The organism is Bradyrhizobium sp., from assembly GCF_019242285.1.
Classification (GTDB): Bacteria; Pseudomonadota; Alphaproteobacteria; order Rhizobiales; family Xanthobacteraceae; genus Bradyrhizobium.
In genome coordinates, this window is the sequence record NZ_JAFAVV010000547.1 from 1 (window position 1) to 16,219 (window position 16,219).

At 63.5% G+C, this 16,219-nt stretch carries 18 protein-coding genes; 5 read left to right on the forward strand and 13 right to left on the reverse strand.

Annotated features, from left to right (window positions below; translation table 11 throughout):
• Positions 1–207: 207 nt before the first annotated feature.
• On the reverse strand, positions 208–426 hold the full coding sequence (locus tag JOY90_RS22130; RefSeq protein WP_291693243.1) for a hypothetical protein: 219 nt from the start codon (positions 424–426) through the stop codon (positions 208–210).
• Positions 423–1,013: a hypothetical protein gene (locus JOY90_RS22135; protein WP_291693244.1), complete on the reverse strand. Its 591-nt coding sequence runs from the start codon at positions 1,011–1,013 to the stop codon at positions 423–425. The genes JOY90_RS22130 and JOY90_RS22135 overlap by 4 nt, the downstream gene beginning before the upstream one ends.
• A 225-nt stretch (positions 1,014–1,238) precedes the next feature.
• Here JOY90_RS22135 and JOY90_RS22140 point away from each other — a divergent pair, with 225 nt between their 5' ends.
• The gene (locus JOY90_RS22140) at positions 1,239–1,946 is read left to right on the forward strand and encodes a hypothetical protein (RefSeq protein WP_291693245.1); all 708 of its coding nucleotides are present in this window, start codon (positions 1,239–1,241) and stop codon (positions 1,944–1,946) included.
• A gap of 280 nt (positions 1,947–2,226) precedes the next feature.
• Here JOY90_RS22140 and JOY90_RS22145 read toward each other — a convergent pair whose 3' ends face one another.
• The 7 genes from JOY90_RS22145 to JOY90_RS22175 all read right to left on the reverse strand — a co-directional run bounded on the left by JOY90_RS22145 (position 2,227) and on the right by JOY90_RS22175 (position 9,563).
• Positions 2,227–2,694 carry a hypothetical protein gene (locus JOY90_RS22145; protein WP_291693246.1) on the reverse strand — a complete coding sequence of 156 codons (468 nt, stop codon included), beginning with the start codon at positions 2,692–2,694 and terminating at the stop codon, positions 2,227–2,229.
• Positions 2,695–3,193: 499 nt separating this feature from the next.
• Positions 3,194–3,676 carry a macro domain-containing protein gene (locus JOY90_RS22150; protein WP_291693247.1) on the reverse strand — a complete coding sequence of 161 codons (483 nt, stop codon included), beginning with the start codon at positions 3,674–3,676 and terminating at the stop codon, positions 3,194–3,196.
• A 203-nt stretch (positions 3,677–3,879) separates the two neighbouring features.
• Positions 3,880–4,848, reverse strand: a complete 969-nt coding sequence (locus JOY90_RS22155; protein ID WP_291693248.1) for an ABC transporter ATP-binding protein — start codon at positions 4,846–4,848, stop codon at positions 3,880–3,882.
• A complete protein-coding gene (locus tag JOY90_RS22160) occupies positions 4,845–5,858 on the reverse strand; it encodes an ABC transporter ATP-binding protein (protein ID WP_291693249.1) in 1,014 nt (337 codons plus the stop codon). The genes JOY90_RS22155 and JOY90_RS22160 overlap by 4 nt, the downstream gene beginning before the upstream one ends.
• Positions 5,858–6,799, reverse strand: a complete 942-nt coding sequence (locus tag JOY90_RS22165) for an ABC transporter permease (protein WP_291693250.1) — start codon at positions 6,797–6,799, stop codon at positions 5,858–5,860. Before JOY90_RS22165 ends, JOY90_RS22160 begins: the two co-directional genes overlap by 1 nt.
• On the reverse strand, positions 6,765–7,724 hold the full coding sequence (locus JOY90_RS22170; RefSeq protein ID WP_291693251.1) for an ABC transporter permease: 960 nt from the start codon (positions 7,722–7,724) through the stop codon (positions 6,765–6,767). Before JOY90_RS22170 ends, JOY90_RS22165 begins: the two co-directional genes overlap by 35 nt.
• Positions 7,725–7,769: 45 nt before the next feature.
• Positions 7,770–9,563, reverse strand: coding sequence for a peptide ABC transporter substrate-binding protein (locus JOY90_RS22175; protein WP_291693252.1), 1,794 nt, complete (start codon positions 9,561–9,563; stop codon positions 7,770–7,772).
• Positions 9,564–9,915: 352 nt separating this feature from the next.
• On the opposite strand from JOY90_RS22175, the gene JOY90_RS22180 reads away from it, so the two are divergent.
• A complete protein-coding gene (locus JOY90_RS22180) occupies positions 9,916–10,080 on the forward strand; it encodes a hypothetical protein (protein ID WP_291693253.1) in 165 nt (54 codons plus the stop codon).
• A gap of 6 nt (positions 10,081–10,086) precedes the next feature.
• Here the strand turns inward: JOY90_RS22180 and JOY90_RS22185 are convergent, their stop codons facing one another.
• From JOY90_RS22185 to JOY90_RS22200, 4 genes are all read right to left on the reverse strand, one after another.
• Positions 10,087–10,509, reverse strand: coding sequence for a response regulator (locus JOY90_RS22185; protein ID WP_291693254.1), 423 nt, complete (start codon positions 10,507–10,509; stop codon positions 10,087–10,089).
• A gap of 123 nt (positions 10,510–10,632) precedes the next feature.
• Positions 10,633–11,574 (reverse strand): polyphosphate kinase 2 family protein, encoded by a 942-nt coding sequence (locus JOY90_RS22190; protein WP_291693255.1) that lies wholly within the window; start codon positions 11,572–11,574, stop codon positions 10,633–10,635.
• The gene (locus tag JOY90_RS22195; RefSeq protein WP_291693256.1) at positions 11,571–12,296 is read right to left on the reverse strand and encodes an NUDIX hydrolase; all 726 of its coding nucleotides are present in this window, start codon (positions 12,294–12,296) and stop codon (positions 11,571–11,573) included. The genes JOY90_RS22190 and JOY90_RS22195 overlap by 4 nt, the downstream gene beginning before the upstream one ends.
• Before the next feature lie 83 nt (positions 12,297–12,379).
• Entirely contained in the window at positions 12,380–13,294 is a 915-nt protein-coding gene (locus JOY90_RS22200; protein WP_291693257.1) for a LysR family transcriptional regulator, read from the reverse strand.
• Positions 13,295–13,562: 268 nt separating this feature from the next.
• On the opposite strand from JOY90_RS22200, the gene JOY90_RS22205 reads away from it, so the two are divergent.
• The 3 genes from JOY90_RS22205 to JOY90_RS22215 all read left to right on the forward strand — a co-directional run.
• Positions 13,563–14,633 carry a 2,3-butanediol dehydrogenase gene (locus JOY90_RS22205; protein ID WP_291693258.1) on the forward strand — a complete coding sequence of 357 codons (1,071 nt, stop codon included), beginning with the start codon at positions 13,563–13,565 and terminating at the stop codon, positions 14,631–14,633.
• Between the two features lie 91 nt (positions 14,634–14,724).
• Positions 14,725–15,861 carry an ABC transporter substrate-binding protein gene (locus JOY90_RS22210; protein ID WP_291693259.1) on the forward strand — a complete coding sequence of 379 codons (1,137 nt, stop codon included), beginning with the start codon at positions 14,725–14,727 and terminating at the stop codon, positions 15,859–15,861.
• Positions 15,862–15,931: 70 nt separating this feature from the next.
• Positions 15,932–16,219: ATP-binding cassette domain-containing protein (locus JOY90_RS22215; protein WP_291693260.1), on the forward strand; the 288-nt coding region annotated here is incomplete at its 3' end.

The following is a 16,219-nucleotide window of genomic DNA, read 5'->3' on the forward strand; positions in this document are numbered from 1 at the left end:
GTCAGGATCCTCGACCTCGGCTCGCTGTCGGAGTTCGCCTCGGGCATCCGCACGACCTTGAAGCGGCGTCCGGCGAAGTCGCCGGCGCGGACTGCGGAATTGAATACCGCCGGAAGGAAACGCCAGCTCCGGTAATCGCTTTGCGACCGCGCGCGAGGTCTGGTCGGCGGAAACGAGGCCCATCGCGCCGGAGCTGCCACGCTTCAACTATGCCTTGTCGCTCGATCCGGCGGCGTCGTCCGGCGTTTCGAACTTTTTCTTGGCGGATGCGATGGCTTTCTCGAACTCGGCGGCAAGCGCACGCGCATCCCCGTAATCCTCGGCGCTCTGCGCGAGCAACTCCGGTCCCGGCGTCGCCAAGATGTCCTCGACGAGGGCACCTGCCAGACGGCCGAGCGGATCAAATCGATTCGGAGGCACGGTCATCGATCTATTCGCTCCTCGTCCAGCCACTGCCGTTCGATCCGACGCCGGATCTTTCTGCGCTTGCTTTCGTATTCGGTCTTGCTCAGTCCGCTTGACCGGCGCAGCTCCTCGCCGCGCGCGCCCTCCATCATACCGATGACGATTCCTCGGCCAATAGCGTCATCGTCGAACAAGGCAAGCAACCGCTGCATATCGATCCTGGCGATCGCGCTGCCTTCCTCACAGACCGCTGGTTCGCCAGAACGCTCGCCATGGGCTTCGATCCGCCACTCCCAGGCGATTCCGCGGATGACGCCGCTGACGAACGGGACAAACGGGAGTCCGATTGGCCAGTTCCTCTTGCCTTCGAGGATACGGGCAATGGCTTCATGAAGGAGGTCCTGGTAGTCGTACTTGGTCCTCCGAGCCCTCGCATAGACCCGGGCAACTTTCAGCAACGCTGTCCTGTCGGCATCCGGCAACGACTCGACGGCCGTCAAGGCCTCTGCCGGCGAATGGCTCGCGACCGCCAGTTCCTCCGCGTCGGGCGTCGCCGCATCCTTGGTGCGCGCCACGCCGGACGAATCGGACTTGCCGGACAAAATCATCCCAGCCTGCCCGGTCCAGCGGGATCAATCGATCGTGGCATTCGTCCGGCCGCCTGCGTCAGGCGGACCGATGCGATGAGGCCGAGTGCGTCCATGTTCGATCCTCGATGAGGGACCCGCGCATCCCGTCACCCGATTGGAGCACTACGCGCGGTCGATCCGATTGCGAAGCTCGTTCTCCTGGCGGTTCAGCTCGCTTTGCTCCTCACGCGTGATATGGCCGCGATGGAATTCGGCCATGATGCGCTCCTCCTGTCGAATCTCGCTGATCTCGTTACGGAATTGGCGCGCCTGGTGTTCGGTGAGATCGCCGTCTCTGAGCTCGTGATCGATGCGCCGGCTCAGATTCCGCAGGCGATCGTTGACCTCGTCGCGACGCGGATGCTCACGCTCCCACGGAGTTTCGGTCGCACGCTCGATCTGACGGCGGAGCGCGTTCTCCTGCTGGTTCAGCGCCCTTTGCTCCGCACGCGTGATATGGCCATGATCGAATTCGGCCATGATGCGCTCCTCCTCTCGGATCTCCCCGATCTCCTTGCGGAATTGGCGGGCCTGGTGTTCGGTGAGATCGCCGTCTCGAAGCTCGCGATCGATGCGCTCGCTCAGATTCCGCAGGCGATCGTTGACCTCGTCCCGACGCGGATGCTCACGCTCCCACGGAGTTTCGGTCGCACGCTCGATCTGACCGCGGAGCGCGTTCTCTTGCTCGTTCAGCGCCCTTTGCTCCTCACGCGTGATATGGCCATGATCGGATTCGGCCATGATGCGCTCTTCCTGTCGGATCTTGCTGATCTCCTCGCGGAATTGGCGCGCCTGGCATTCGGTGAGATCGTGGTCCTTGAGCTCGCGATCGATGCGCTCGTTCAGATTCCGCAGGCGATCGTTGACCTCATCGCGACGCGGATGATCACGCTCCCAATCGCTGCAATGTGAAGGGCCGAGAGGATATACCATGTTCATTCTCCTGATCGTGTCCTGCGAACGATGATCTGCTTGCGCGGATATCGCCTATTGCGCTCGGCGCGTCGAAACCCGGACACGCCTGCTTAAATTTCGATGGCAGGCGATGTATTTTGCATAATGAATTACGATGAGGACCCGGCCAGCGAATCGAGCCAATTGTCGCGAATGAAAATCCCCCGGATATCGCTGCGCTCATGCGGGCTACGCTTGCTGCACGGCGTCGACGCGGGCCACCCAGGTGGCCAACTCCTTAGAGTTGCCGAAATACGAGCTCGGTCTGTGCGCGGTCGCCAAGCGCGCGCCTCAAACGCGACGACGCACAGGGCATTCCTGCATCGAAATAGTCGAGCTTGAACGCCGGATCGCTGAAGCTGAAGATTGGCTTTGGCATGCCACGGAACAACGCCAGCTCACGTTCGGCCTGTTCGCGGTCGCGATATTCGTCGTAGATGCGACCCTTGTGTTCATGGACGGCGATGTCGTTAACGATCTTAAATCTTGGTGGTATTTCGTTCCAGAGCCCGAAAAAGTACTCCATGCGATCGACTGCACCTGTCACCGACCAGAGGAGTGTCATGGATGAATCCTGACGAACTTGCGGGTGATATGCCCAATCAACCTCGTCCTTACACTCATATCCGGGGTGCGTCGAATTGTGCATCGCCAAAACCGCAATGTTGGCGGCCCGGCAACTATGTAGAGCTTCGGGATCAGCCACTTCAGTCCGATACGTAGCCCGCATGAGCGCAGCGAGATGCGGGATCACCTGCAAATAAAGCCACCCGGATGCTGCTGCGCACTACGGCTACCTGGGGGGACCGGGAAAATCCGGATATACTTTATCGCGATTAACTCTCAACGTGTGGCGGCGACTGGAACAACTGGAAATTTTGGGAAGTGGGAGGTGCATGATGGCTGAATCGCTAAATTTGGTCGTTGAGCAAGACCAAACCGGCCTTTGGCGCGTGACGAGTCCCAATATCCCCGGGCTACTCGCCACTGGGCATTCGCGTCGTGAGGCGCTGTCCAACGTAGACGGCGCGATCTCTCATCTGCAGCGGGTCGAGCGGTTTGCCGGCATCGTTACGGATGACGCCTTGAGGTGCGGAGCCTGAAAGGGACAGGAGTCTCGGCGGCACCATCTGCGCTGCCGACCCGCGCGGTGTCTGTGCCGAAACGGCTCGGGAAGCTGCGCCGGATCTGCTCGGCTCACCGATCTACGGCGCGAAGTCATAGACATACACGGCGACATCGCGGCTCGCCAAAGTGCTTTCGATTATGGGCAGGACAAGCTCCCAGCGTCCGCCGGCGAGCCCGCAGCCAATGCGCGGCATATGCACCGAAGCTGCCTTTTCGGAAGCGAAGTCGGCAAGCTTTTCAAGACATTCTCGCACCGCTTCATATCGGATCGGAGGGCCCTTGCTACTCGTTTTCATGCCATGCTGGCCGATCATATTTGCGACCCACATATCAGGCTCAACTTGGACAAATCGCACGGCGCCGAGTCCGAAGTCGTCGTCCGCATGCTCACGGTGCCATCGGCGGTAATCGAGTTCAGGTTCTTGCCAACGGCGCGAAACAGCCAGTACGAAGCCTTTCCCCCACCCACCAAGATCGTTGCAAATATGGGCAACGACTTTGTTGCCTTTGATCTGCGGAGAAGTCGCATCGCCATTCAAATATTGAATCGCTTTCATCATCGCCTGCTCCAGCTCATTCCCTCGCAAGGTGGCGAGGTTTGTTTGAAGCGACTTCGCGAGTCAAGCTGTCCTGGAGCGAGGCTCGCGTACGCTTGATTTGTCATACGCCCTCGTCCAGGGGAGCGCTCCTTTCGTGGGCCCGGCGATACGCGTAATTCGGCTTGGCTGAAGCCGCCGACCAAAGTCAGATCAAGGATAGAATCTCAGCGCAGGTGACAGGCGACGAAATGACCGTCGGCGCCGTGCTTCAGTTTCGGCACCTCCTCCCTGCAGCGCGGCTTGGCGATCGGGCAGCGGGTGTGGAAATGACAGCCGGAGGGCGGATTGAGCGGGCTCGGCACCTCGCCGCGCAGCCGGATGCGCTGGCGCTTCACCTTGGGATCGGGGATCGGCACGGCCGAGAGCAGCGCCTCGGTGTAGGGATGCTTGGGCGAGGCGTAGAGCGCACGCGCAGGCGCGGTCTCGACGATACGGCCGAGATACATCACGGCGACGCGCCGGGAGATGTGCTCGACGACCGAGAGGTCGTGGGCGATGAAAAGGAACGCCAGCTTGAAGGTCTGCTGCAAATCCTCCAGCAGATTGATGACCTGGGCCTGGATCGAGACGTCGAGCGCGGAGACCGGCTCGTCGCAGATGATCAGCTTCGGCTCGACTGCGAGCGCGCGCGCAATGCCGATGCGTTGGCGCTGCCCGCCGGAGAATTGGTGCGGATAGCGGCTCATGTGGTCGGCCTGCAGGCCGACCGTCTCCAAGAGACTGACGACGCGCTCCTCGAAGGCGCGGCCGGGTTTGGCCAGGCGGTGGATGATCAGGGCCTCGCCGATGATGGCGCCGATGCTCATGCGCGGGTTCAGCGAGGCGTAGGGGTCCTGGAAGATGATCTGGATGTCGCGGCGCAGTGCGCGCAACTCCTCGCCTGCGAGCGCGCGCACGTCGCGGCCATCGAAGGCGACCTCGCCCGAGGTCGGCTCGATCAGGCGCAGCACGCAGCGGCCGGTGGTCGACTTGCCGCAACCGGACTCGCCGACCAGGCCGAGCGTCTCGCCGGCCGCGACGTCGAAATCGACGCCGTCGACGGCATGCACGCTGCCGGTCTGCCGCTGCAACAGCCCGCCACGGACCGGGAACGCCTTGGTCAGGTCGCGGACTCGCAGCAGCGGCTCGCTCATTGCACTCCACTCTCCTCGGCGCGGATGCAGGCGACCTTGTGACCGCCCTCGATCTCGCGCAGCGGCGGCTGCGCGCGCCGGCATTCGTCGATCGCGAGCCGGCAGCGCGGCGCAAAGCGGCAGCCGGCCGGCGGATCGATCAGTTTCGGCACCGTGCCCGCAATCGTCTCCAGCCGCTGCTTGCGCACGGCGTCGAGATCGATGCGCGGGATCGAGCGGATCAGGCCCTGGGTGTAGGGATGCCGGGGATTGCCGAACAGCAGCTCGACCGGCGCCTCCTCGACGACCTTGCCGGCATACATCACCGCCACCCGCTGCGCGACCTCGGCAACCACGCCCATGGCGTGGGTGATCAGCATGATCGACATGCCGAGCCGCGATTTCATGTCCTGCAACAGGTCGAGGATCTGGGCCTGGATGGTGACGTCGAGCGCCGTGGTCGGCTCGTCGGCGATCAGAAGTTTTGGATTGCAGGACAGCGCCATCGCGATCATGACCCGCTGTCGCATGCCGCCGGAGAAGTGATGCGGATAGTCATGGACGCGGGCTTTCGGATTGGGAATCTGCACCAGCGCCAGCATCTCGACCGCGCGGGCGAGCGCGGCGCGGCGGCCAAGGCCCTGGTGCAGCTCGATCACCTCGGCGATCTGGTCGCCGATGGTGTAGACCGGATTGAGCGAGGTCATAGGCTCCTGGAACACGATCGCGATCTCCCTGGCGCGAACGTGGTTCAGCTCGTCGGCCGAGAGCGGCACGAGATCGCGGCCCTGCCACAGGATCTGTCCCTCGACGATGCGGCCGGGCGGCATCGCGATCAGCTTGAGCACCGACAGCGCGGTCACTGTCTTGCCGCAGCCGGATTCGCCGACCACGCAGACGGTCTCGCCGCGCGAGATGGTGAGATCGACGCCGTCGACCGCATGCACCCAGCCGTCGTCGCTGTTGAAATGAGTCTTCAGGCCCCTGATCTGAAGCAGCTCGCCATTCGTCGTGATTGGGCGAGCATCCATCACAGCACCTTCCGCGGATCGAGCGCGTCGCGCAGGCCGTCGCCGATGAAGTTGATGGCGATCACGGTCAGGAAGATCGCGCCGCCCGCGAACAGCGCCCAATGCGGCGCGATGTCGAGATAGTCCTTGGCGTCGAACAGCAGCCGGCCCCAGGTCGGAATGTCCGGCGGGAAGCCGAGGCCAAGGAACGACAAGGTCGATTCGGCGATGATGGCGGCCGCGACGTCGATGGTGCCGGCGACGATCACCGGCCCCAACGCGTTCGGCAGGATGTGCCGCACCACCAGCCGCAGCTTGGAAGCGCCGAGTGCGCGCGCGGCCTCGACGAATTCCTTCTCCCGCAACGACAGGAACTGCGCCCGCACCAGCCGCGCCACCGGCATCCAGCGGAAGCCGCCGATCACCAGCACGATCAGGATGAAGACGCCGCCCTCCGGCCCGACCAGGCCTTTCAGGAAATCTCGGAACAGATAGATCACCAGCAGCAGCAGCGGCAGTTGCGGCAGCGACAGGAACAGGTCGGTGACCCACATCAGCGCCGCATCGACGCTGCCGCGCGAGATGCCGGCGACCGCGCCGATCACGGTGCCGACGAACAGCCCGACCGCCATCGCGGCAAAGCCGACCGCGAGCGAGATCCGTCCGCCATAGAGCATGCGCGCCAGGAGGTCCTGGCCGAGATCGTCGGTGCCGAACGGATGATCCCAGGACGGCGGGCTGAGCCGCGCGGTAAAATCGATGTCGTTGATCGCGACGGGCCAGAGCAGCGGCCCGAGCAGGATCGACAGCGCGAGCAGCGCCAGCACGATCACGCTGATCGCCGCCAGGCGATGGCGGCGGAAGCGCCGCCACGCCTCGCGCCACGGCGAGAACCGCCGCTCATGGCGCCGAGGCGACAGCGCGGCCTCAACGGAAGGAGATGCGTGGGTCAAGCCATCCATAGATGATATCGGCCAACAGGTTGAAGAGAATGACGAGGCAGGCGAATACGAAGGTCACCGCCATGATGACCGGGGTGTCGTTGGCGAGGATCGCGCTGATCAGCAGCGAGCCGATGCCGGGCACGCGGAAAATCTGATCGGTGACGATGGCGCCGCCGAACACGCTCGGCATCTGCAGCGCCACCAGCGTCACGACCGGGATCAGCGCGTTGCGCACGACGTGCTTGACGATGACCTTGCGCTCGCCGATCCCCTTGGCCCGCGCGGTGGTGACATAGTCGAGCCGGATGACGTCGAGCACCGCTGAGCGCACATAGCGCGTATAGGACGCGGCCTGGAACAGGCCGAGCACCGTGACCGGCATGATCGCCTGCTTGATGTATTCCCAGACCCATTGCCAGCCACTGGCGTTGATGTCGGCGCGGTAGACGAACGGCAGCCAGCCGAGGTTGACCGAGAAGATCAGGATCAACAGCAACCCGGTGAAGAAGGTCGGCAGCGAGAAGCCGATGAAGGCAAAGGTGTTGGCAATCTGATCGAAGACCGAATAGGGCCGCATCGCGGCCAGCACACCGACCGGCAGCGCGACCGCGAGCGCCAGGAGCTGCGAGGAGCCGACCACGTAAAGCGTGGTCGGAACCCGCTGCAGGATGAGCTGGTCGACATCGATGCGGCTCGCAAAGGAGAAGCCCCAGTCGCCATGCAGCATCGCGACCAGCCAGTGCAGATAGCGGATCAGGATCGGATCATCGAGCCCGAACTTCACCCGTAGCGCCTCGCGCACCTCGGGCGGGATGTTCGGATTGCTGGCGAGCTCGCCGAAGGGGTCTCCGGGCGCCAGTGCGAGCAGGACGAACAGGATGAGGCTGATACCGAGCAGGCTGGGGATCGCGATGGCCAGGCGTCTGAGAAGATAATTTCCCATCGCTTCCCCTAGGATTTGCGGATCACGGCGCCTCGCGCGGTCTCGTCAGGACTCCCGGTACCAGTTCGCGATCTGCCAGAGGTCGTTGTCCCAGCCGCTCTCATGCATGACCAGACCCTTCTTGAGCGCGGTCGCACGCAGGCGGTTGTTCTCGGGCAGGATGTAGTGATCGTCGACAACGAGGTCGTTGAGCTTGATGTACATCGCCGCGCGCTTCACGGCGTCGAGCTCGTGCTGGGCCTGCTTGAAGACCTCGTCATATTCCTTGTTCTGCCAGCGCGAGATGTTGCGGCCCTGCCACTTGTTCTCCTTGGTCGCCACCTCCGTCGACACGAACTGGTTCATGAAGAACTGCGGGTCGGGCTGCGTCATCGTGGTCTGGAACATCTCGGCATCGCAGTAGAAATGCGAGTAGGTGTCCGCGTTGGCGGTGTCGGAGGAGAAGAACACGCTTCCCACCACCGACTTGAGCTCGACGTCGATGCCGGCCTTCTGGCAGGCCTGCTTGATGATGGCCTGATTCTTCTGCCGCGGCGAGTTGATCGAGGTCTGGAACACGAATCTGAGCGGCTTGCCGTCCTTGGCGCGGATGCCGTCCGAGCCCTTCTTCCAGCCGGCGGTCTCGAGAATCTGGTTGGCCTTCTCGATGTTGAACTCGAAGCTGGTGCTCTTGGAGCGGAAGCGCTCCGGGTTGTTGAGGAAGTTCGCGGTGGCGTTGCCGGCGCGGCCATAGATGAATTTCTGCACCGAGGCACGGTCGATCAACAAGTTGATCGCCGCGCGCACCGCCGGATCGGAGAACAGCGGATGCCTGGTCTTGTAGTAGGCGCGCTGGCCCTCGACCTCGACGTTCGGATCGGAGAAATTGAGCCCGATGAACTCGATGTTGCCGGTCGGCACGAACGACACCTTGCCCTGGCCGCCGTTCTCGAGCTTCTGCAGGATCTCGTCCTCGACCTGCATGTTCCAGCCGTAGTCGTATTCGCCGGTCTGCAGCACCGCGCGTGCGGCCGACACCGCGTCGCCGCCGCCTTTCATCTCGATGGTGTCGAAATAGGGTCGACCGGCGACATGGTAGCTGGGATTGCGCTTGCCCAGGACGGTATCGCCCGGCTTGAAATCCGCGAACAGATAGGGGCCGGTGCCGACCGGCTTCAGATTGGCCGGCGCTTCGCGCGACTTGCCGCCGATAAATTCGGCAAACAGGTGCTTCGGAATGATCTGGCCATAGGCGGAGACGAACGCGTCGGCCCAGAACGGCGTCGGCTCGGCAAAGGTCATGCGAACCGTGTGATCGTCGACCTTCTCGACCAGCCTCACATCCTTGTAGCTGCCGATCGAAACCGCAGATGTCTCCGGGTTCTTGGCATATTCCCAGTTGAAGACCACATCGTCGGCGGTGAACGGCGTCCCGTCATGCCATTTGACGCCCTGCTTCAATTTCCAGACCACGGACAGCCCGTCTTCCTTGAGGCCGTCATTCTCCTTGGTCGGAATCTCGGCGGCGAGGATCGGCACCAGATTGCCGTCCTGGTCCCATCCGGCCAACGGCTCATAGAACAGGCGGCAGGCCTCCTGGTCCTTGGTGCCGACCGCGAAATGCGGATTGAGCAGCGTCGGCGCCTGCCAGAGCAAGAGCCGCACCGCGCCGCCGCCGGCCTTGGGCGGCTCCTTGTAGGGGAAGGCCGTCTCGGCCATCGCCACCCCGGACTGGGTCAGCATCACGCCCGCCATCGGCGCGGTCAGCCCCAGGGCCACCATGTTCTGCACAAAGCTTCGGCGTGACAAGCGCCCAGCCCTCACGTCCGCGATCTGGTTGCGCAGTTCCCGCTCAATCATCGGATCGCTCCACGGTGGTGCTGATAGCCCAAGCTCACCTCTCCACGGGGAAGCCGGGAGCAAGGCGAAATTGGATCAGTTTAGGACTCCCCTGTCAAAGCAGAATCCGGGCCAACTTTGGGCGAACGGTCCGCCGGCGCTCGACTTTCCATCCAGATACGAAGGAGGGTTGCTGCGGCGAGGTCCAGCCGGGGCTGGACCAATCAGCGGGCGCGCCCCCGACATTGGGCCCCCGATACCGGCCTTAGCGCGAGCGCGCAGGGCTCCATTAACCCTGCATTAGCCAACATCCATGCGCCGGCGGAACGGGATCCATCGTTTCAAATTGTCCCCTCGAAAAGGGAAACCGGGCATGACGGGAATCGAGGACCTTCAAGACCAGGCCGACCGCGCGGAGCGCCTCGCAAAGACCGTGACGGACGCGCTCACGGTCGAGCGGCTGCTGTCGTTCGCGGCCGAGTGCCGCAACAAGATCGATGCGCTCGCCGAGACCACGCGGCAGGCCGAGCTTGCTTGACGATGCTCACGGCGCGCCGAGGGCACGATGGATCGCCCGCTCCAGATCCTTCTGCTGAAACGGCTTCGGCAGCACCGGCGCGCGGGGAAAGGATTTCGGCAGGCCGCTCGCGCCATAGCCGGTGGCGAGTACGAAGGGTACGCCGCGCCGTGCCAGCGTCTCGGCTACCGGAATGCTGTGCTCGCCGTTGAGATTGACATCGACAATGGCGACGTCGATGGACAGCGATTGCGCCTTCTCCAGCGCCTGGTCCAGCCGCGACACCATGGCGACGACCTCGCAGCCATTGTCGAGCAGGATGTCCTCGATCAGCGCCGCAACCAGGAACTCGTCCTCGACGATGAGCACCCGCCGGCCTGCCAATGACGGCTCTCGCTTCTCCACCTTGCCGGAATCGGCAGCGACGGCGCCCGGGTAATGCTCACTCATGGATGCCTCCGCAAACTCCCAAACGATGGCGCGGGCCGCCCGCCAGCACAGGCTCGCGCAACCGTGAACGCCCGAGGTGACACGGAAGTTCCGCGCCGATCCGTGGGATGGGTGGAGCGCATTCTACCGACCGGTCCTGACCGCCATCTTGCGGCCGCCCTTGCCCTCATGCTCCAGCGCCTCGCGCACCTTCTTGAATTCCTTCAGCGCGTCCTTGTCGGCGGAGGGAAATTGCAGGTTGAGCTTCTCCAGCGCGGCGACGATGGCGGAGCCGATCACCAGCCGCGCGAACCATTTGTGGTCGGCCGGCACCACGTACCACGGCGCCTGGGGGTTGGAAGTGTGGCGGACGATGTCCTGATAGACAGCCTGGTAGCGGTGCCACCAGCCGCGCTCGACGATGTCGTTCATCGAGAACTTCCAGTTCTTGGCAGGCTCGTCCAGCCGGTCGAGGAATCGCTGGCGCTGCTCCTTCTTCGACACGTTGAGAAAGAATTTCAGGATCACGGTGCCATTGCGCGAGAGATAACGCTCGAAGGCAGAGATGTCCTCGAAGCGCTCGCGCCAGATGTTCTTCGTCACCAGCTTCGGCGGCAGCTTCTCCTTTTCAAGGATGTCCGGATGCACCCGCGTCACCAGGCACTCCTCGTAATAGGAGCGGTTGAAGATGCCGATGCGGCCGCGCTCCGGCAGCGCGATCACGCTGCGCCAGAGAAAATCGTGGTCGAGCTCGTGCGAGGTCGGCTGCTTGAACGAGGCGACCTCGCAGCCCTGCGGATTGACGCCCTCGAAGATCGCCTTGATGGCGGAGTCCTTGCCCGAAGCATCCATGCCCTGGAAGATCAGGAGCAGCGACCAGCGGTCCTGGGCGTAGAGCTTCTCCTGGAAGTCGCTCAGCCGCTTGCGGTTGGCGTCGAGAAACCCTTGCGCCTCGTCCTTGTCGAGGCCGCACTTCTCATCGGTCTTCTGCGCGCTCAGATGGAATTTGTCCGAGCCGTCGACGCGGAACGGCGAGATGAAGCGGTCGAGCTCGGCGGCCAGCGTCTTGTCGGACTTCCTGCTCATGATCTCGCTCCTTTCAGCTTTCGGCGGCCGAGCTCCTGCTCCATGAATGCGGTGAGGAAACGCGGCATGTCGGCAGTGAGATCGGAGATGTCGCGGACCAGGTGGATACCGGCCAGCTCCGGCTGCGCCTGCCGGGCCAGGTTGGCCTCGATTCGCACCCGCATGTCCTCGCTGTCGATGGGAGCCTCCAGGATCCGGAACATCGCGATCGCCGCGCCCGCGCTCACGCAGTGCCAATCGGCCTCCATCCGATAATCGCCGGGCGACAATCCGGTTTCCTCCTCGAGCTCGCGCACGATGCTGCCCTCGATGTCGATCCGGCCATCAGCGATGTCGTCGAGATCGGGCGTGCCGGCGGGAAAATAGATGCGTCCGGCATTCGAGGTATGCTCGCTCATCACGCCCATCACGAAGGCGCCGTCGGCGCAGCGGAGCGCGCCCATGCCAAAGCCGTTGAAGACGCTCTCGTCGGGAAAGCCCCAGTCGCGCCACGCCAGCATGCCGGCGAAATCGGCGTCGAAATAGCTTGCCGACAGCCGATTGCCCGCGAAGACGGGATCGCGCCCGAGCAGGATGCGGCCGTTCCAGAGCGCCGGCGTCCGCTGCCTGCGGCTCGCGAAATGTGCGGCGATATCGCCCTGCCGCTCGCGGGCGAACGGCCAGTCGAAGGGCGCATAGTTCAGGTCGAGGGTGGAGATGCGGTGGATGACCGGTTCCGTCATGCCGCGCTTATAGCGCCTGAGCGCCGCTCGAGCCATCGCTCGCAGCCCGGGCTCAATCCGAGGTTCACCATTCCGCCTTCATCCTATGCGGGGCGATCCCACGGCGGTTCGGGTCGCCATGCTTCGAGCAATTCATCGATCAGGACGCGCACCTTCGGCGAAAGGTGGCGACTGGATGGATAGGCCGCGCGAATCGGCGGACCGTCCGTATCGACGTGTTTGAGAACCGGCACCAACCGCCCTGCGCGCAGATCGTCGCTGATCAGGAAAGTGGCAAGTCGCGCGATGCCGTATCCGGCAAGCGTCGCGTCCCGCAGCGCTTCGGCGTTGGTGGCCGCGAAACGTCCGCCGATCGTCACCGAACGCGGGCGTCCGTTTTCAGTGAAGCGCCAATCAACCGGCCGACCGCCATGGACGAAAGCGAGACAACTGTGTTCCGCAAGCTCATCGATCGTCTGCGGCATGGCACGATTTTCGAAATAGGACGGCGCGGCGCAGGTCACCAGCCGATGCGGCGCAAGCAGCCGCGACATCAGACGTCCGTCCTCGCTGCCGCCGATCCGGATCGCGAGGTCGACGCCTTCGTCGATCAGATCGACATAGCGGTCGTTGAACGAGGTGCTGACGGAAATTTCCGGCCATTTGTGCATGAAGCGATTGAGAACCGGCAGCACATACAGCCGACCGAAGGAGACGGGAAGATCGATACGCAGCCGCCCGCGCGGCGCCTGCGAGTGGCTCAGCATCGCCATCTCGGCCTCATCGAGATCCGCAAGCAGCCGCACGCAGCGTTCGTGAAAGGCGGCGCCCTCGCCGGTGAGCGACACGCTCCGCGTCGTCCGCTGCAACAGTCGCACGCCGAGCCGGTCCTCGAGCCGCACGATGCTCTTGCCTACCGCTGAGCGCGACAGGCCGATGCGTTCGGAGGCCGCCGTAAAACTCTTGGCTTCCGCGACATGCACGAACACGCTGATGTCCTTCATCCGATCGATCGCCATCGCGCCATGCCTCCGCGCCGCCGGCCCGTTTGCAATCGTTCGAGCCCCATTTGCCGTCATCCTATCGTGCCTTTTTGATTAGGGCAGCACATTCCCCAGTGAAGGGAAAAGCGCGGCTATTGTGGCCCTCAGGCTCCTAGTCTAGCATTCCAGAATCAGATGGCCGAGGGGTGCGATAATTTCAATCGTATTTTCAGATATCTGAGCGACGGTATTTTAATACATCAAAGGCCGGTCACGCATCGAGCCTGGTGAAGGGAAAGCGCTCGTGAAGGCTGTTCGTTATTACGGACGAAGGGACATCCGCGTCGAAACCGTCGACGAGCCGAAGGAGATGGGGCCGGACCAACTGCTGGTGAAGCCGCTCTGGACCGGCATCTGCGGCACCGATCTGCACGAATATATTGCCGGCCCGATCGTGACGCCCGCGACGCCGCATGTGTTCACCGCGGCGACCCTGCCGCAGATTCTCGGGCACGAGTTTTCCGCCGAGGTGATGGACGTCGGGCGCGACGTCACGCACGTCAAGCGCGGCGACCGCATCTCCGTGCAGCCACTGGTGATGCCGATGAACGACTATTACAGCCGGCGCGGCCTCAATCATCTGAGCGAGAAGATGGGTTGCGTCGGGCTGAGCTGGGATTGGGGCGGCATGTCGGACCTTGCCGTCATCAACGACTACAACGCCGCCAAGGTGCCCGATAGCATCAGCGACGAGGAGGCGGCGATGATCGAGCCGGCCGCCGTCGCGCTCTATGCGGTCGACCGCGGTCGCGTGCAGGCCGGCAGCATCGTGCTGGTCGCGGGCGCAGGCCCGATCGGAGCACTGACCATCCTCTGCGCGCACGCGGCGGGCGCGGCCAAGATCTTCGTCTCCGAGCCCAACGCGGCGCGACGCAGCACGATCGAGAGCTGGGGCATTTGCGCAGGCGTCTACGATCCCAGGAGCGCCGACGTGGTGGCGCTGGTGAAGGCGCAGACCGAGGAGAATGTCGGCGTCGACATCTCCATCGAATGTGTCGGCAACGAGAATGCGCTCAACACCTGCGTCGAAGCGGTGCGCCGCCGCGGCACCGTGGTACAGGCCGGCCTGCATGTCGGCAAGGCGTCGACCGATCCGATGCTGTGGGCGCTGAAAGACATCACCATCGAGGCGACCTGGTGCTATCCCATCACGATCTGGCCGCGCATCATCGCCCTGGTCGAGTCCGGGAAGCTGCCGATCTCGAAGATCATCGATGGCCGCATCCGCGCCGAGGACGTCGTCGCCAAGGGCTTTGACGTGCTCACGGCCCCCAGCAACGACAAGCTGAAGATACTGGTGTCGACGCATCTCTAAAACGTCCTGCAACGGACGACCGATGCGGCCGGCCCGAGAGCGACGATCAAGTCGCCGCAAAAACGAGAAGACGAAGGGGAGGAACACCGAAATGAGAACGATCATTGCGAGCTGCGTGTCACTGGCCTGCCTTGCCGCGGCAGGGTCCACGACCGCGCATGCGCAGTACGCCGGCGCGCCGCGGACATTCCTGTTCAATCCGGCGCTGGACGTCTGCATCCGCGACACCTCGAAATTCAAGAAGGCGCCGCCCTACGTGATCGGCTTTGCCAATGCCGGCCTCGGCGATAGCTGGCGCGTGGTTGGCCTGCATTCCCTGGAGAAGGCCGCGCACGACCACGCCGACGTCGTCAAGAAGCTCCTGATCACGGATGCCGGTCATGACGACGCCAAGCAGGTCGCCGACATTCAGGATCTCGTCTCTCGCGGCGTCGATCTCCTGATCGTCAGCGCCAACACATCGCAGGCGCTCGATCCCGCCGTCACCCAGGTCAGCGAGCGCGGCATCCCCGTCGTGATGGTCGATCGCCGCGTCGATTCCGACAATTTCGTCACCTTCGTCACCGCCTCCGATGCGATGATGGGCCGCCTGTTCGCGCAATGGATCGTCGAGAAGCTGAACGGAAAGGGCAATGTCCTCATCCTGGGCGGGCAGGCCGGCTCGAGCCCGAACGAGAACCGGGTCAAGCCCGCGATGCAGGTGTTCGGCGCCTATCCCGGCATCAGGATTCTCGATACCGTCTATTCCGACTGGAGCCCGGTGAAGGGCAAGCAGGTGATGCAGGCGATGATCGCCAAGCACGGTCACGACATCAACGCCGTGTTCGCGCCACATGGCTTGCAGGTGCCTGGCGCCATCGAGGCCTTCCTCGAAGCGGGCTGGAAGGGCAACGAGATTCCGCCGATCACGTCCGCCGACATGAACGGGCCGATGAAGATGGCGATGAAGAACAAATTCCCGCTGCTCGATATCGATTATCCGCCGGCCATGATGGGCGTCGCGCTGGACGTTGCCCTGAAGGTCCTGTCGGGGGCGTCAGTGCCCTGCATCTACACCATCAACAGCAACATCGTGCTGACGCATGGCGACGAGACGCCTTCGATTACGCATCCCGACATGTATGTCGAGCAGCACGTCGTTGCCGACGGTCCGGACGACATGCTGGTATCCGGCGGGATGGGCCCCGGCTATAACCCGAGCACGTTCAAGATCGATTTCCCGCACTGATCGCGCGACGTCTGCGGCCGCACCGGCGCCTTTTTGGCGGCCGGTAGCGCCGCGGAGCACGAAGCGGCCCATGCTGACGCTCGCAGGTATTTCGAAAAGCTTTCCGGGAGTGCGCGCCCTCTCCGGCGTGAACCTCGAAGTGCGGCCGGGAGAAATCCATGCCCTGGTCGGCGAGAACGGCGCCGGCAAATCCACCCTGATCAAGATCATTGCCGGGGCTCATCCGCCCGACGAGGGCGAAATGAGCTTTGCCGATGCGCGGGCGCATTGGTCGTCGCCACGCGAGGCGAAGCAGCACGGTGTCCACGTCGTCTATCAGGAGTTCGCGCTGTTCCCGCAATTGTCGGTCGCGGACAAC

Excerpts from the sequence above, each read along its gene's own strand:
- JOY90_RS22170 (WP_291693251.1), bottom strand. The coding sequence starts at position 7,724 with ATGGGAAATTATCTTCTCAGACGCCTGGCCATCGCGATCCCCAGCCTG.
- JOY90_RS22130 (WP_291693243.1), bottom strand. The coding sequence starts at position 426 with ATGACCGTGCCTCCGAATCGATTTGATCCGCTCGGCCGTCTGGCAGGT.
- JOY90_RS22150 (WP_291693247.1), bottom strand. The coding sequence starts at position 3,676 with ATGATGAAAGCGATTCAATATTTGAATGGCGATGCGACTTCTCCGCAG.
- JOY90_RS22140 (WP_291693245.1), top strand. The coding sequence starts at position 1,239 with ATGGAATTCGGCCATGATGCGCTCCTCCTGTCGAATCTCGCTGATCTC.
- JOY90_RS22135 (WP_291693244.1), bottom strand. The coding sequence starts at position 1,013 with ATGATTTTGTCCGGCAAGTCCGATTCGTCCGGCGTGGCGCGCACCAAG.
- JOY90_RS22165 (WP_291693250.1), bottom strand. The coding sequence starts at position 6,799 with ATGGATGGCTTGACCCACGCATCTCCTTCCGTTGAGGCCGCGCTGTCG.
- JOY90_RS22185 (WP_291693254.1), bottom strand. The coding sequence starts at position 10,509 with ATGAGTGAGCATTACCCGGGCGCCGTCGCTGCCGATTCCGGCAAGGTG.
- JOY90_RS22160 (WP_291693249.1), bottom strand. The coding sequence starts at position 5,858 with ATGGATGCTCGCCCAATCACGACGAATGGCGAGCTGCTTCAGATCAGG.
- JOY90_RS22155 (WP_291693248.1), bottom strand. The coding sequence starts at position 4,848 with ATGAGCGAGCCGCTGCTGCGAGTCCGCGACCTGACCAAGGCGTTCCCG.
- JOY90_RS22210 (WP_291693259.1), top strand. The coding sequence starts at position 14,725 with ATGAGAACGATCATTGCGAGCTGCGTGTCACTGGCCTGCCTTGCCGCG.
- JOY90_RS22175 (WP_291693252.1), bottom strand. The coding sequence starts at position 9,563 with ATGATTGAGCGGGAACTGCGCAACCAGATCGCGGACGTGAGGGCTGGG.
- JOY90_RS22200 (WP_291693257.1), bottom strand. The coding sequence starts at position 13,294 with ATGGCGATCGATCGGATGAAGGACATCAGCGTGTTCGTGCATGTCGCG.
- JOY90_RS22190 (WP_291693255.1), bottom strand. The coding sequence starts at position 11,574 with ATGAGCAGGAAGTCCGACAAGACGCTGGCCGCCGAGCTCGACCGCTTC.
- JOY90_RS22195 (WP_291693256.1), bottom strand. The coding sequence starts at position 12,296 with ATGACGGAACCGGTCATCCACCGCATCTCCACCCTCGACCTGAACTAT.
- JOY90_RS22180 (WP_291693253.1), top strand. The coding sequence starts at position 9,916 with ATGACGGGAATCGAGGACCTTCAAGACCAGGCCGACCGCGCGGAGCGC.